The organism is Pseudomonas sp. Irchel 3A7, from assembly GCF_900187565.1.
Lineage (GTDB): Bacteria > Pseudomonadota > Gammaproteobacteria > Pseudomonadales > Pseudomonadaceae > Aquipseudomonas.
The window spans coordinates 79,672-91,675 of the sequence record NZ_FYED01000015.1 but is presented as its reverse complement, the minus strand read 5'-3'; the positions used below and the strand labels follow the sequence as shown (position 1 = coordinate 91,675).

Sequence of the window (12,004 nt, the reverse complement as noted above, 5' to 3'; positions counted from 1 at the left end):
CCTAAAAAATCCAGGTGAGAGCGCCGCTCGACAGCGGCAGCGCCCGGCGCATCAGACGGCAAACAGCAGGAATTCCCGTTCCCACGAACTGATGACGCGCTTGAAGTTTTCATGCTCGGCCCGCTTGACCGCGACGTAGCCAGTGATGAAATTTTTGCCCAGGTACTTCTCGATGGTGGCGCTGTTTTCCATGCGTTCCAGCGCATCCTCGATGGTCAGTGGCAGGCGCAGGTTGCGGCGTTCATAGCCACGCCCCACCACCGGCGCACTCGGGTTCAGGCCTTCGACCATACCGATGTAACCGCAGAGCAGGCTCGCGGCGATCGCCAGGTACGGGTTGGCATCGGCACCCGGCAGGCGGTTTTCCACCCGACGGTTTTGCGGTCCGGCATCCGGCACCCGCAAGCCCACGGTACGGTTTTCTTCGCCCCATTCCACGTTCACCGGGGCCGAGGTGTCCGGCAGGAAGCGGCGAAACGAGTTGACGTTGGGCGCAAACAGCGGCAACAGCTCGGGAATCAGTTTCTGCAGACCACCGATGTGCTGCAGGAACAACTGGCTCATGGTCCCGTCTTCATTGGAGAAGATGTTCTTGCCGGTTTCGATGTCGATGATGCTCTGGTGCAAGTGCATCGCACTGCCCGGCTCGCCGGTCATGGGCTTGGCCATGAAGGTCGCCGCCACGTCGTGCTTGAGCGCGGCTTCGCGCATGGTGCGCTTGAACACCAGAATCTGGTCGGCCAGGGACAGGGCATCACCGTGACGGAAGTTGATTTCCATCTGTGCCGTGCCGTCCTCGTGGATCAGCGTGTCGAGGTCCAGCTCCTGCAATTCGCACCAGTCGTAGACGTCTTCGAACAGCGGATCGAATTCGTTCGCCGCTTCGATGGAGAACGACTGTCGACCGATTTCCGGGCGCCCGGAACGGCCGATCGGTGGTTGCAGCGGATAGTCCGGGTCGTCACTGCGTTTGGTCAGGTAGAACTCCATTTCCGGCGCCACGATCGGCTGCCAGCCTTTGTCGGCATAGAGTTTCAGGACCTTCTTGAGCACGTTGCGCGGCGACAGCTCGATCGGGTTGCCTTGCTTGTCGTAGGTATCGTGGATGACGATGGCGGTCGGTTCGATGGCCCATGGCACCGGGTACACCGCGTTCTGGTCGGGACGGCAGATCATGTCGATGTCGGCCGGGTCGAGCAGTTCGTAATAGATGTCGTCTTCGACGTAATCGCCGGTTACGGTCTGCAACAGCACGCTTTCTGGCAGACGCATGCCTTTTTCGGCGATGAATTTGTTGGTCGGCGAAATCTTGCCCCGGGTAATCCCGGTCAAGTCGGCGATCATGCATTCGACTTCTGTGATCTTGTGGTCTTTCAACCAATCGGTGAGCTGGTCGAGGTTGTTACTCATAAATGCCTCTAGGCTTTGAGTTTCCCGACCCTTGCGAGTCAGGCGATGTTTGACGCATCGGCGTCGCGTTGAAATACGTATCTGGCACAGGCTATCGTGATTTCCTGGCCACCCCGGTAAACATGGGGCGTGCAGAATCACGAGCGGTACCCTGCACGATGGCCGAGCCGCTATTGTGAATAGGTTCTATATTGAATGGAGTAACCGTAATGGGTGTGCCATCGAGGCCGTCCAGAATAACGGACGGGGATGGTCGATCCGCCAGGGAAGCGAGGATCACCGACAGGTCCGAAGCCTCTGGAGCCTCAACGCTCAAGCAGATATCGCCACTGATGTGATAAGCATGCAGACCGTTCTGCCTGGAGCAGTCGGTGACGCCGATTAACGGCAGGCGAGACATGAAGCACCCCGGTATTATTGCTGTTATGGGTTTGATTCGAGCTTAGCCTTGTTCATTTTTTTACACAACACCCCCGTAAAAAATACAACACGGCCTGCTCAAACCTGCGGGTGTCGCGTCCCCCATGGATAAAAAAACGCCCCAAACTGCCCCATAAATGCCGTCACGGCGCTTTTTTAGGGCAAAAAAGGCCTCGCTTGACTTCGGCAGGCCGTTCGGGTTGACTGGAATCTGAAAAGATCAATGATTGATATTTTTAACAACAAAGGTGTTGCATCATGTCGGTACCCCCGCGTGCCGTTCAGCTTAACGAAGCGAACGCGTTCCTTAAGGAACATCCTGAGGTTCTGTACGTTGACCTTCTGATTGCGGATATGAATGGTGTGGTGCGCGGCAAGCGCATCGAACGCACCAGCCTCCACAAGGTTTACGAGAAAGGCATCAACCTGCCGGCCTCTCTATTTGCTCTGGATATCAACGGCTCGACGGTGGAAAGCACCGGCCTGGGCCTGGACATCGGTGATGCTGACCGAATCTGCTATCCAATCCCCGATACCCTGTGCAATGAACCCTGGCAGAAACGCCCGACCGCGCAACTGTTGATGACCATGCACGAACTCGAAGGCGAGCCGTTCTTCGCCGACCCGCGCGAAGTGCTGGCCAATGTCGTGCGCAAGTTCGACGAAATGGGCCTGACCATCTGCGCCGCATTCGAACTGGAGTTCTACCTGATCGACCAGGAGAACGTGAACGGTCGTCCGCAACCGCCTCGCTCGCCGGTTTCCGGTAAACGCCCGCACTCGACCCAGGTCTACCTGATCGACGACCTCGACGAATACGTCGACTGCCTCCAGGACATTCTGGAAGGCGCGAAAGAACAAGGCATCCCGGCCGACGCCATCGTCAAGGAAAGTGCCCCGGCGCAGTTCGAAGTGAACCTGCACCACGTGGCCGACCCGATCAAGGCCTGCGACTACGCGGTCCTGCTCAAGCGTCTGATCAAGAACATCGCCTACGACCATGAGATGGACACCACCTTCATGGCCAAGCCTTACCCGGGCCAGGCGGGTAACGGTCTGCACGTCCATATCTCGATTCTCGACAAAGACGGCAAGAATATTTTTGCCAGTGAGGATCCCGAGCAGAACGCCGCGCTGCGTCACGCGATCGGCGGTGTGCTCGAGACCCTACCCGCACAGATGGCTTTCCTCTGCCCGAACGTCAACTCCTACCGCCGCTTCGGCGCACAGTTCTACGTGCCGAACTCGCCGAGCTGGGGCCTGGACAACCGTACCGTGGCCCTGCGCGTACCGACCGGCTCCGCCGACGCGGTACGTCTGGAGCACCGTGTAGCCGGCGCCGATGCCAACCCTTACCTGCTCATGGCTTCGGTCCTGGCGGGCGTGCACCACGGCCTGGTCAACAAGATCGAACCGAGCGCGCCGGTGGAAGGCAACAGCTACGAGCAGAACGAGCAAAGCCTGCCGAACAACCTGCGCGATGCCTTGCGTGAGCTGGACGACAGCGAAGTCATGGCCAAGTACATCGATCCGAAATACATCGATATCTTCGTCGCGTGCAAAGAGAGTGAGCTGGAGGAGTTCGAACACTCCATCTCCGACCTTGAGTACAACTGGTACCTGCATACCGTTTAAGCGGTTGTAGCGAAAAAACGCCGCCGGCTGTTAAAAGCCGGCGGCGTTTTTTTATGGCCGCCTGCGGCGGATCGCTGGCAAGCCAGCTCCCACAGGGATCATCTGCGTACTCAAAATTTATATGCAACACACAACCCTGTGGGAGCGGGCTTGTCGAATCGTCGCACCGCCGCGATGGCGTCCTGGCAGACAACATAGAAGCCTGCTCGTACAATGCCCGCTGCCCCGCAGGAGACTCCAATGACGCGCACCGCCACCGTTCGCAAACCCCGTGCACGCAGCCAGGCCCGGATCGACTCGATACTCGATGCGGCGCGCACGCTGCTGGCGGCCGAGGGCGTGGCCAGTCTGTCGATCTACAGCGTCGCCGAGCGCGCCGAGATCCCGCCTTCTTCCGTCTACCACTTTTTTGCCAGCGTCCCGGCCCTGCTCGAAGCACTGACGGCCGATGTCCACGCGGCATTCCGTGCCTGCCTGCAAGCGCCCATCGACCATCACGCCTTGGGCGGCTGGCGTGATCTGTCGCGATTGGTGGAACAACGCATGCTGGCGATCTACAGCGAAGACGCCGCCGCCCGCCAACTGATCCTCGCCCAGCATGGCCTCACCGAAGTCACCCAGGCCGACCGCCAGCACGACATCGAACTGGGCGACCTGATGCACAAGCTGTTCGATCACCACTTCGAGCTACCTAAATTACCGAACGACGTCGATGTGTTTGCCCTGGCCATGGAACTTGGCGACCGCGTCTACGCGCGCTCGGTGCAGCAACACGGGCAGATCACGGCGCGCATGGCCGAGGAAGGGATGCGGGTGTTTGATGCGTATCTGGGGCTGTACCTGCCACCGTATTTGCCAAAACGAGTGACGACTTAAACGGTCACAGCCCGCATTCGCAATGAACCGATTGCAGCCAGGGCCAGTTCCAACTCGGCACCTTCCAGCATGTTTGCATAATGCTGGCGAAGGTCCGCTTCCCAACCAATCACTGCATCCATTTGATCAGCGGCCTGCTGGGGTGTAAGTGCAAAGTGCGTGCAATGACTCAGCAAGTTTTCCCGGCTGATGACTCTGCCCTGGCGTCCAACCGCCATCGAAAGATAGGGCGGGGACGAACCATCAAGCCCGGGCACCACGTCATACATCGGCGCCAAGCGCCACCGGCTTTCAAGCCAGAGAACCGCATGGTTCTTCGGGTGATCGTCGTCGTTGCCAACCAATGCGTTGAAGCACATGCGAACGAAGAGTTCATGCAGGTCCTCTTCCGGCACGCCACGACGCTTCATCTCGTTGGCCAGACCGGCATATGCCCAGGCACTGCGATCATTGGTTTTCCATTCCGCGTCCAGCAACGTCAAAGCGCTCAGCATGGGCAGGCGCCGCCCGGAATCCGCGGGAGGCTGACGATCGAAGCGTTTTACCAGCAGCGTCGAGGGTTCTGCGGCATACAGCCCGGTCCTTGCAACGTTCAATCCCTTGAGCGCGGCAAACGTCATGCAAGCGTGTTCCAGCGCCGGGACATCACAAGCGTCATAGCGATCACGCGGTTTGACCAGAATCAATACACCTTGGTCCTGTAATGTTCTCTTGGGCCTGGCGCCGCCGAGGGATGAACGCTGTTTGCGCAGTTTCAGCGTCTTGATTGCTTCATCATCGAGCTGATTATCAAAAATCGCTTCGGTCGCTTCGATGAAGGGGGCCAGGCCTTTGAGTGTCGGCAACATTTCCTGACCAATGCCTTCAGGTGGATGCCGTGATTGCCCGGCCATCAGATTCCCGGCGCGATCATTGTTGGGCGACTTGAGCAGGTAGTCGATCGTATCCAGGTCCGTTCGATGCAGGTCATGCAGCACACGCTCGCCCCAACCGTCGGGCATGGCATCGTTGATGAATCCGGGTACGCCGCGATTTTTCGTAATGCCCTGGAAAGGCTGTGCACGAAGCGGGTATCGGATGTGATCAGGCACCCAGCCCTTCGTGGCCACGTAATCAGGGTCATAGGTGAACTCGCCTACACCATTGCTGATGATCAATCGTCCAAGCGTAACCACCTGACCGGTTTCAGGATGCTCCATGTAGATGTAAGCCCTGGCCATCAAAAATCCCCCCTGGTTTTGGGAAGCCGCACGCGCTTGGCGCTCGAGGGTTCAAAGGTCTCAAGGGAGGTCGATGGGGTCTGGAGGTTTTGAAACACTTCCTGGATCAGCCCCAAATGCCACAGCACCAGCATGAAAGAGCGCAACTCCACCGAGGGATCGCCCGCTTCGATCTTCCTCAGGGTTCTCTCGGACATCGAAAGACTCATGGCGAGATCTTTCTGCCGCTGCTTATGTTGCAAGCGCCGGCGCCTGACCATAAGGCCTATGGCATAGAGACTATCGGCACATTCCAGAGGGAAAAAGTCGCTCATAAAGCGCATCCTGAAGCTGTTAAAACGCGTTAAGAAGCACTATAGCACCTCGTAAAAACGAATGACGGCATCAAAACCACCTACATAACAGGCGTTAGAACGCACCTTATAAGCTATGAAGCGCTTTATAAGCAGCCTTATATAAAAAACCCCGAAGGGCTCAAACCCTCCGGGGTTATGTGCACCGCACGCGCCTTACAACTTGGCGATCGACACCTCGGTGGATTTCACGAAGGCGATCACTTCACTGCCCACGGCCAATTCCAGCTCCTTTACCGAACGGGTGGTGATCACGGAGGTGACGATGCCGGAAGCGGTCTGCACATCGATTTCCGACAGCACGTCACCGAGAACGATTTCCTTGATGGAGCCTTTGAACTGGTTGCGCACGTTGATGGCTTTGATAGTCATATTTATTTCTCCTGAGGTCGAAATGAGCTGCAAGTTGCAAGCTTCAAGCTGCAAGAAAAAAGCGATTTGCCTCTTCTTGCAGCTTGTAGCTTGAAGCTTGCCGCTGCTCTACTGCGCCCAACGCAATTGCGTAGGCAAGGGTGAAACAGGTTCCGGTTCCGGCGGTTGTCCGGGCAGTGACAGCACGCGATTGAGGACTTCGGTTTCCAGCGCCGCCAGCCGATGGGAACCGCGGACCCGAGGGCGCGGCAGTTCCACGTGCAGGTCGAGGCCGACTTCGCCGTCTTCGATCAGGATCACCCGATCAGCGATCGCCACCGCTTCACTGACGTCGTGGGTCACCAGCAACACAGTGAAGCCGTGCTGCTGCCAGAGCCGTTCGATCAGTTGCTGCATTTCGATACGGGTCAGGGCATCCAGCGCGCCCAGGGGCTCATCGAGCAACAGCAGGCGCGGTTGATGGATCAACGCACGGGCCAGCGCCACACGCTGCTTCTGCCCTCCGGACAAGGCCGCCGGCCACTCGTTGGCACGGTCCGCCAGACCGACCGCTTCCAGGGCTTCCAGTGCCTTTGGCCGCCAGTTGCCCTTGAGCCCGAGGCCGACGTTATCGATGATCTTTTTCCACGGCAGCAGACGCGCTTCCTGGAACATCAACCGGGTGTCTTCCCGCGCCTCACTCAGCGGCGCGGAACCGGCCAGCAACTCACCGCCCGTAGGCTGATCGAGGCCGGCCAACAAGCGCAGCAAGGTGCTTTTGCCGCAACCGCTACGACCGACCACCGCGACGAATTGGCCCGCCGGAATATGCAGGTCGATCTCGCGCAACACCTGCCGCGAACCGAAGGTTTTTTGCAACTTGCGCACCGCCAGCGGTATCCCGCGCAGCAGGCGTGGAGGTTGTTGAGCCGTCATGCGGCACCTCCTTTAACGACTTGATAGGCCGGGTGCCAACGCAGCCACACACGCTCAAGTCCACGGGCCGCGAGATCAGCGAGCTTGCCGAGCACCGCGTACATCAGAATCGCCAGCACCACCACGTCGGTCTGCAAGAATTCACGGGCATTCATCGCCAGATAACCGATGCCGGAGCTTGCAGAGATGGTTTCCGCGACGATCAGCGTCAACCACATGAAGCCCAGGGCGAAGCGCACGCCGACCAGAATCGAAGGCAGCGCACCCGGCAGAATCACTTGGCGGAACAGACTGAAGCCGGACAAACCGTAACTGCGGGACATCTCCACCAGTGCCGGGTCGACGTTGCGGATGCCGTGATAGGTGTTGAGGTAGATCGGGAACAACGTGCCCAGCGCCACCAGGAAAATCTTCGCCGACTCATCGATGCCGAACCACAGGATCACCAGTGGAATCAGCGCCAGGTGCGGCACGTTGCGGATCATTTGCACCGAACTGTCGAGCAGGCGCTCGCCCCATTTCGACAAGCCGGTGATAAAGCCCAGGGTCAGGCCGAGGCCGCCGCCGATGGCGAAACCCAGCGCCGCCCGCCAGCCACTGATGGCCAGGTGTGTCCAGATCTCGCCGCTGCGCACCAGGCTTACACCGGCCTCGATCACGGCGATGGGCGCCGGCAGAATCCGCGTCGACAACCAGCCCGCCGACACAGACAACTGCCATACCGCCAACAGCAATACCGGCAACGCCCAGGGCGCGAGGCTGTGGATGATTTTCTTCATGGCGCGCCTCAGCTCTGGGACGCGGCTTTGGGAAGAATATCGTTGGCCACCATCTCGCCAAACGGGCTGACGTAGCCGGCGCTTTTCGGCAACTCGGGACGTTCGATATCCAGGTGCGGGAACAACAGCTCCGCGACGCGATATGACTCTTCCAGGTGTGGATAACCGGAGAAGATAAAGGTGTCGATGCCCAGGTCCGCGTATTCCTTCACGCGAGCGGCCACGGTCGGACCATCGCCCACCAGCGCCGTACCGGCACCGCCACGCACCAGACCGACACCGGCCCACAGGTTGGGGCTGACTTCCAGGTTGTCGCGACTGCCGCCGTGCAGCGCGGCCATGCGTTGCTGGCCGACCGAATCGAAACGCGCCAGCGAAGCCTGGGCGCGCGCAATGGTGTCGTCGTCCAGGTGGGAGATCAGGCGATCCGCCGCTTGCCAGGCTTCAGCATTGGTTTCACGAACGATCACATGCAGACGAATACCGAAGCGAACGGTGCGACCGAGCTTCGCGGCTTTGGCCCGCACCTGCTCGATTTTTTCCGCCACGGCCGCCGGTGGTTCGCCCCAGGTCAGGACCATTTCCACCTGCTCTGCCGCCAAGTCCTGCGCCGCTTCGGAGGAGCCACCGAAGTACAGCGGCGGACGCGGTTGCTGGATCGGCGGATAGAGCAGCTTGGCGCCCTTCACGCTGATGTGCTGACCGTCGTAATCGACGGTTTCGCCTTCCAGCACCCGACGCCAGATGCGGGTGAATTCCACCGAGGCCTGATAGCGCTCCTCATGGGTCAGGAACAGACCATCGCCTGCCAATTCTTCCGGATCACCACCCGTTACCAGGTTGAACAATGCTCGCCCGCCAGACAACCGATCCAGCGTCGCCGCCTGACGCGCGGCCACCGTCGGGGAAATGATCCCGGGGCGCAGGGCGACAAGGAATTTCAAACGCTGGGTCACCGGAATCAGCGATGCCGCTACCAGCCACGAGTCTTCGCAGGAACGACCGGTCGGAATCAGCACCCCGCCGAAACCCAGGCGATCAGCCGCTTGCGCGACCTGTTGCAGGTAACCGTGGTCGACGGCGCGAGCGCCTTCGGCGGTGCCAAGGTAATGGCCGTCGCCGTGGGTAGGCAGGAACCAGAAGATATTGAGGCTCATGGAGTGGTCTCCTTGGGGAATCGAGTGACTGGGCTTTGGTTACTGAGGCGTGGTTACTGAGCTTTGGCAACGGCCGCCGGCGGCGTCCAGATCACGTCTTTGATGCTCAACGGCTTCGGAATCAGCTTGAGTTGGTAGAAGCTGTCGGCGATTTTCTGTTGGGCGGCGACCACTTCCGGGGTGAGGAACAGCGCGCCGTAGCCCTGGCGTTTCACCGAGGTCAGGGTGATGTCCGCCGGCAAGCCGAGCAGTGGTGAAACCTGTTGGGTCACGTCTTCAGGATTGGCCTTGGACCATTCGCCAACCGCACGCACTTCTTCCACGAGGGTCTTGATCACCCCAGGATTTTTCTGTGCGTAAGGCTTGGTCGCCAGGTAGAACTGATGGTTGTCGACGATGCCCTGGCCATCGCGCAGGGTGCGCGCTTGCAGTTGCTGTTCGGCGGCAGCCTGGTACGGGTCCCAGATGACCCAGGCGTCGACGCTGCCACGTTCGAACGCGGCGCGGGCATCGGCCGGCGGCAGGAACACGGTCTGGATATCGGTGTATTTGAGGCCGGCGTCTTCCAGGGCGCGTACCAGCAGGTAGTGCACGTTGGAGCCTTTGTTCAGGACGACTTTCTTGCCCTTGAGCTCGGCCACCGATTTGATCGGTGAGCCTTTCGGCACCAGGATCGCTTCGCTGTGGGGTGCTGGTGGTTCGTAAGCGACGTAGAGCAGATCGGCACCTGCCGCTTGAGCGAACACTGGCGGTGTTTCGCCGGTCACACCGAAGTCGATGGAGCCGACGTTCAGGCCTTCGAGCAATTGCGGGCCGCCGGGGAATTCAGTCCATTGCACGTCCACCCCTTGGGCGGCGAGGCGTTTTTCCAGGGTGCCTTTGGCTTTGAGCAGCACCAGGGTGCCGTATTTCTGATAGCCGATTCGTAGCGTTTCAGCTTGAGCTTGAGTAATGGCGCCGAAGGTGACAGCCGCAGCAAACAGAGCGACCAGACCACGACGCAAAATGACAGGGCGCATGGCGCTCTCCTTTTTGCAGTTGGGTTTTGGCTGCACCTGCTTGCCCGTTGGCGGGCGAGTAAGGCCAGTACATCAATTTTGGGTGGGGCTAATTTTCGGTGAAACTCAAATGCTCCAACGAGCACTCAACAAACGATCATTCAACAGATTCGGATCGAGCGGCTTGGGCCGTCGCGCCATGGCACTGAAAAACAATTCCAGCGATTCATTCAGCCGCTCTTCCAGTTCGGGAGCCAACTGCGCCTGGGCGCTGCCTTCGCCATAAGCAATCTGGCTGTCGACCGCGAAAATCCCCTGTAGCAGTTCCTGGGCTTTCAACGCCGACAACACTGGCTTGAGTGCGTAATCCACCGCCAGCATGTGGGCGATGCTGCCTCCCGTCGCCATCGGTAGAACCACTTTGTGCGCCAGAGCGCGCTCGGGCAGCAGGTCCAGCACGGTTTTCAACGCACCGGAAAAAGAGGCTTTGTAGACCGGGGTGGCGATCAGCAGGCCATCGGCGTTTTCAATCTGTTGCAGGAGATCGATCACCTTCGGGCTGTCGAAGCGCGCGTGCAGCAAGTCTTCGGCCGGGAAGTCCCGCACCTGGTAACTCACCACTTCCACGCCTTGCCCTTGCAACCAACGTTGGGAGCGCTCCAGCAGCACCCCGGAACGGGAGCGTTGACTGGGACTGCCACCGAGTGAGACGACCAGCATTCAGACAATTCCTTGAACGGTGTTGGCGATTCGCGGTTTGCGATCTCGCTTCGATGGAGTGACCTTAACAGCTGATTAATATATCCATAAATCATATTTATTCATTTGGTTATGCGTTTAAGAGATATACCTGTCAGGTTTTCCCAGACAAAAAAAAGGCCGTCGAAACGGCCTGAAATCCCCTGCTTTATGGATTCAATTCACCTTGAAACTTGCGGCGCCTGGGCCATCGTCTTCGCGAGCAGGCTCGCTCCCACAGTTGACCGCGTACGACTGTGGGAGCGAGCCTGCTCGCGAAAGGGGCATTCGCCACACCACAAGGCTCAATGACTCAACGGTTTGGTTGCGGCGTCAGGCGCAAGTAAGGCTTCACCGCACGATACCCCTTGGGAAAGCGCTGCTTGATTTCCTCTTCATCCTTGAGCGAAGGCACGATGACCACCTCGTCACCGTCCTGCCAGTTGGCCGGGGTGGCCACCTTGTGGTTGTCGGTGAGCTGCAGCGAGTCGATCACCCGCAGGATTTCGTGGAAGTTGCGGCCGGTGCTCGCCGGGTAGGTGATGGTCAGCCGCACCTTCTTGTTCGGGTCGATCACGAACAGCGAGCGCACGGTCAGGGTGTCGTTGGCGTTGGGATGGATCAGGTCGTAGAGGTCCGAGACCTTGCGGTCGGCGTCGTCGAGGATCGGGAAATTAACGACGGTATTCTGGGTTTCGTTGATGTCTTCGATCCAGCGGTGGTGCGAATCCACCGGATCGACGGACAGTGCGATGGCCTTGACCCCACGCTTGGCGAATTCATCTTTCAATTTGGCCGTGAAGCCGAGTTCGGTGGTGCATACCGGCGTGAAGTCCGCCGGGTGGGAAAACAGCACGCCCCAGCTATCGCCCAGCCACTGATGGAACCGGATGGTGCCGGCGCTGGAATCCTGTTCGAAGTCGGGGGCGATATCGCCCAGTCTGATGCTCATGGTGCTGCTCCTTGATGAGTGCTGGTTGAGCTCAACTGTGCCTGCGTTTTTTATCTATTAAAAAGAATAAATATCGATTTATTTAGACCCAAAAGAAATATTAAAGATCTGTTCACTGGACGCGAGTTCATATCCCATTGAACATCGGCCACAAGGTTCGAGAAGGCCTTGAGTTGCTG

12 protein-coding genes are annotated in these 12,004 nt (G+C 59.0%); 2 read left to right on the top strand and 10 right to left on the bottom strand.

Going from position 1 to position 12,004, the window contains the following annotated elements:
* Positions 1 to 51 precede the first annotated feature (51 nt).
* Positions 52 to 1,410, bottom strand: a complete 1,359-nt coding sequence (locus CKW21_RS23560; RefSeq protein ID WP_095196299.1) for a glutamine synthetase family protein — start codon at positions 1,408 to 1,410, stop codon at positions 52 to 54.
* Between the two features lie 678 nt (positions 1,411 to 2,088).
* Here CKW21_RS23560 and CKW21_RS23550 point away from each other — a divergent pair.
* Both CKW21_RS23550 and CKW21_RS23545 read left to right on the top strand, forming a co-directional pair.
* Positions 2,089 to 3,465, top strand: a complete 1,377-nt coding sequence (locus CKW21_RS23550; protein ID WP_095196298.1) for a glutamine synthetase family protein — start codon at positions 2,089 to 2,091, stop codon at positions 3,463 to 3,465.
* A 240-nt stretch (positions 3,466 to 3,705) separates the two neighbouring features.
* Positions 3,706 to 4,341 (top strand): TetR/AcrR family transcriptional regulator, encoded by a 636-nt coding sequence (locus CKW21_RS23545; RefSeq protein ID WP_095196297.1) that lies wholly within the window; start codon positions 3,706 to 3,708, stop codon positions 4,339 to 4,341.
* On the opposite strand, the gene CKW21_RS23540 is transcribed toward CKW21_RS23545, so the two are convergent.
* From CKW21_RS23540 to CKW21_RS23500, 9 genes are all read right to left on the bottom strand, one after another.
* A complete protein-coding gene (locus tag CKW21_RS23540) occupies positions 4,338 to 5,561 on the bottom strand; it encodes a type II toxin-antitoxin system HipA family toxin (RefSeq protein WP_095196296.1) in 1,224 nt (407 codons plus the stop codon). The two genes, CKW21_RS23545 and CKW21_RS23540, sit on opposite strands and share 4 nt — an antisense overlap.
* Positions 5,561 to 5,875, bottom strand: a complete 315-nt coding sequence (locus tag CKW21_RS23535; protein WP_095196295.1) for an XRE family transcriptional regulator — start codon at positions 5,873 to 5,875, stop codon at positions 5,561 to 5,563. The genes CKW21_RS23540 and CKW21_RS23535 overlap by 1 nt, the downstream gene beginning before the upstream one ends.
* Before the next feature lie 195 nt (positions 5,876 to 6,070).
* Positions 6,071 to 6,286 carry a molybdopterin-binding protein gene (locus CKW21_RS23530; RefSeq protein WP_007967989.1) on the bottom strand — a complete coding sequence of 72 codons (216 nt, stop codon included), beginning with the start codon at positions 6,284 to 6,286 and terminating at the stop codon, positions 6,071 to 6,073.
* Between the two features lie 108 nt (positions 6,287 to 6,394).
* Positions 6,395 to 7,201, bottom strand: a complete 807-nt coding sequence (ssuB, locus tag CKW21_RS23525) for an aliphatic sulfonates ABC transporter ATP-binding protein (protein ID WP_095196294.1) — start codon at positions 7,199 to 7,201, stop codon at positions 6,395 to 6,397.
* Positions 7,198 to 7,980 carry an aliphatic sulfonate ABC transporter permease SsuC gene (gene ssuC, locus CKW21_RS23520; RefSeq protein ID WP_095196293.1) on the bottom strand — a complete coding sequence of 261 codons (783 nt, stop codon included), beginning with the start codon at positions 7,978 to 7,980 and terminating at the stop codon, positions 7,198 to 7,200. Before ssuC ends, ssuB begins: the two co-directional genes overlap by 4 nt.
* Positions 7,981 to 7,988: 8 nt before the next feature.
* On the bottom strand, positions 7,989 to 9,137 hold the full coding sequence (gene ssuD / locus CKW21_RS23515; protein WP_008026018.1) for an FMNH2-dependent alkanesulfonate monooxygenase: 1,149 nt from the start codon (positions 9,135 to 9,137) through the stop codon (positions 7,989 to 7,991).
* Positions 9,138 to 9,190: 53 nt separating this feature from the next.
* Positions 9,191 to 10,156 (bottom strand): sulfonate ABC transporter substrate-binding protein, encoded by a 966-nt coding sequence (locus tag CKW21_RS23510; protein WP_095196292.1) that lies wholly within the window; start codon positions 10,154 to 10,156, stop codon positions 9,191 to 9,193.
* A 105-nt stretch (positions 10,157 to 10,261) separates the two neighbouring features.
* Positions 10,262 to 10,855, bottom strand: coding sequence for an NADPH-dependent FMN reductase (gene ssuE / locus CKW21_RS23505; RefSeq protein WP_095196291.1), 594 nt, complete (start codon positions 10,853 to 10,855; stop codon positions 10,262 to 10,264).
* A gap of 331 nt (positions 10,856 to 11,186) precedes the next feature.
* The gene (locus tag CKW21_RS23500; protein WP_095196290.1) at positions 11,187 to 11,825 is read right to left on the bottom strand and encodes a peroxiredoxin; all 639 of its coding nucleotides are present in this window, start codon (positions 11,823 to 11,825) and stop codon (positions 11,187 to 11,189) included.
* Positions 11,826 to 12,004: the final 179 nt, after the last annotated feature.

Coding starts and splice junctions, on each gene's coding strand:
- CKW21_RS23560 (WP_095196299.1), bottom strand. CDS start 1,410: ATGAGTAACAACCTCGACCAGCTCACCGATTGGTTGAAAGACCACAAG.
- CKW21_RS23550 (WP_095196298.1), top strand. CDS start 2,089: ATGTCGGTACCCCCGCGTGCCGTTCAGCTTAACGAAGCGAACGCGTTC.
- CKW21_RS23545 (WP_095196297.1), top strand. CDS start 3,706: ATGACGCGCACCGCCACCGTTCGCAAACCCCGTGCACGCAGCCAGGCC.
- CKW21_RS23540 (WP_095196296.1), bottom strand. CDS start 5,561: ATGGCCAGGGCTTACATCTACATGGAGCATCCTGAAACCGGTCAGGTG.
- CKW21_RS23535 (WP_095196295.1), bottom strand. CDS start 5,875: ATGAGCGACTTTTTCCCTCTGGAATGTGCCGATAGTCTCTATGCCATA.
- CKW21_RS23530 (WP_007967989.1), bottom strand. CDS start 6,286: ATGACTATCAAAGCCATCAACGTGCGCAACCAGTTCAAAGGCTCCATC.
- ssuB (WP_095196294.1), bottom strand. CDS start 7,201: ATGACGGCTCAACAACCTCCACGCCTGCTGCGCGGGATACCGCTGGCG.
- ssuC (WP_095196293.1), bottom strand. CDS start 7,980: ATGAAGAAAATCATCCACAGCCTCGCGCCCTGGGCGTTGCCGGTATTG.
- ssuD (WP_008026018.1), bottom strand. CDS start 9,137: ATGAGCCTCAATATCTTCTGGTTCCTGCCTACCCACGGCGACGGCCAT.
- CKW21_RS23510 (WP_095196292.1), bottom strand. CDS start 10,156: ATGCGCCCTGTCATTTTGCGTCGTGGTCTGGTCGCTCTGTTTGCTGCG.
- ssuE (WP_095196291.1), bottom strand. CDS start 10,855: ATGCTGGTCGTCTCACTCGGTGGCAGTCCCAGTCAACGCTCCCGTTCC.
- CKW21_RS23500 (WP_095196290.1), bottom strand. CDS start 11,825: ATGAGCATCAGACTGGGCGATATCGCCCCCGACTTCGAACAGGATTCC.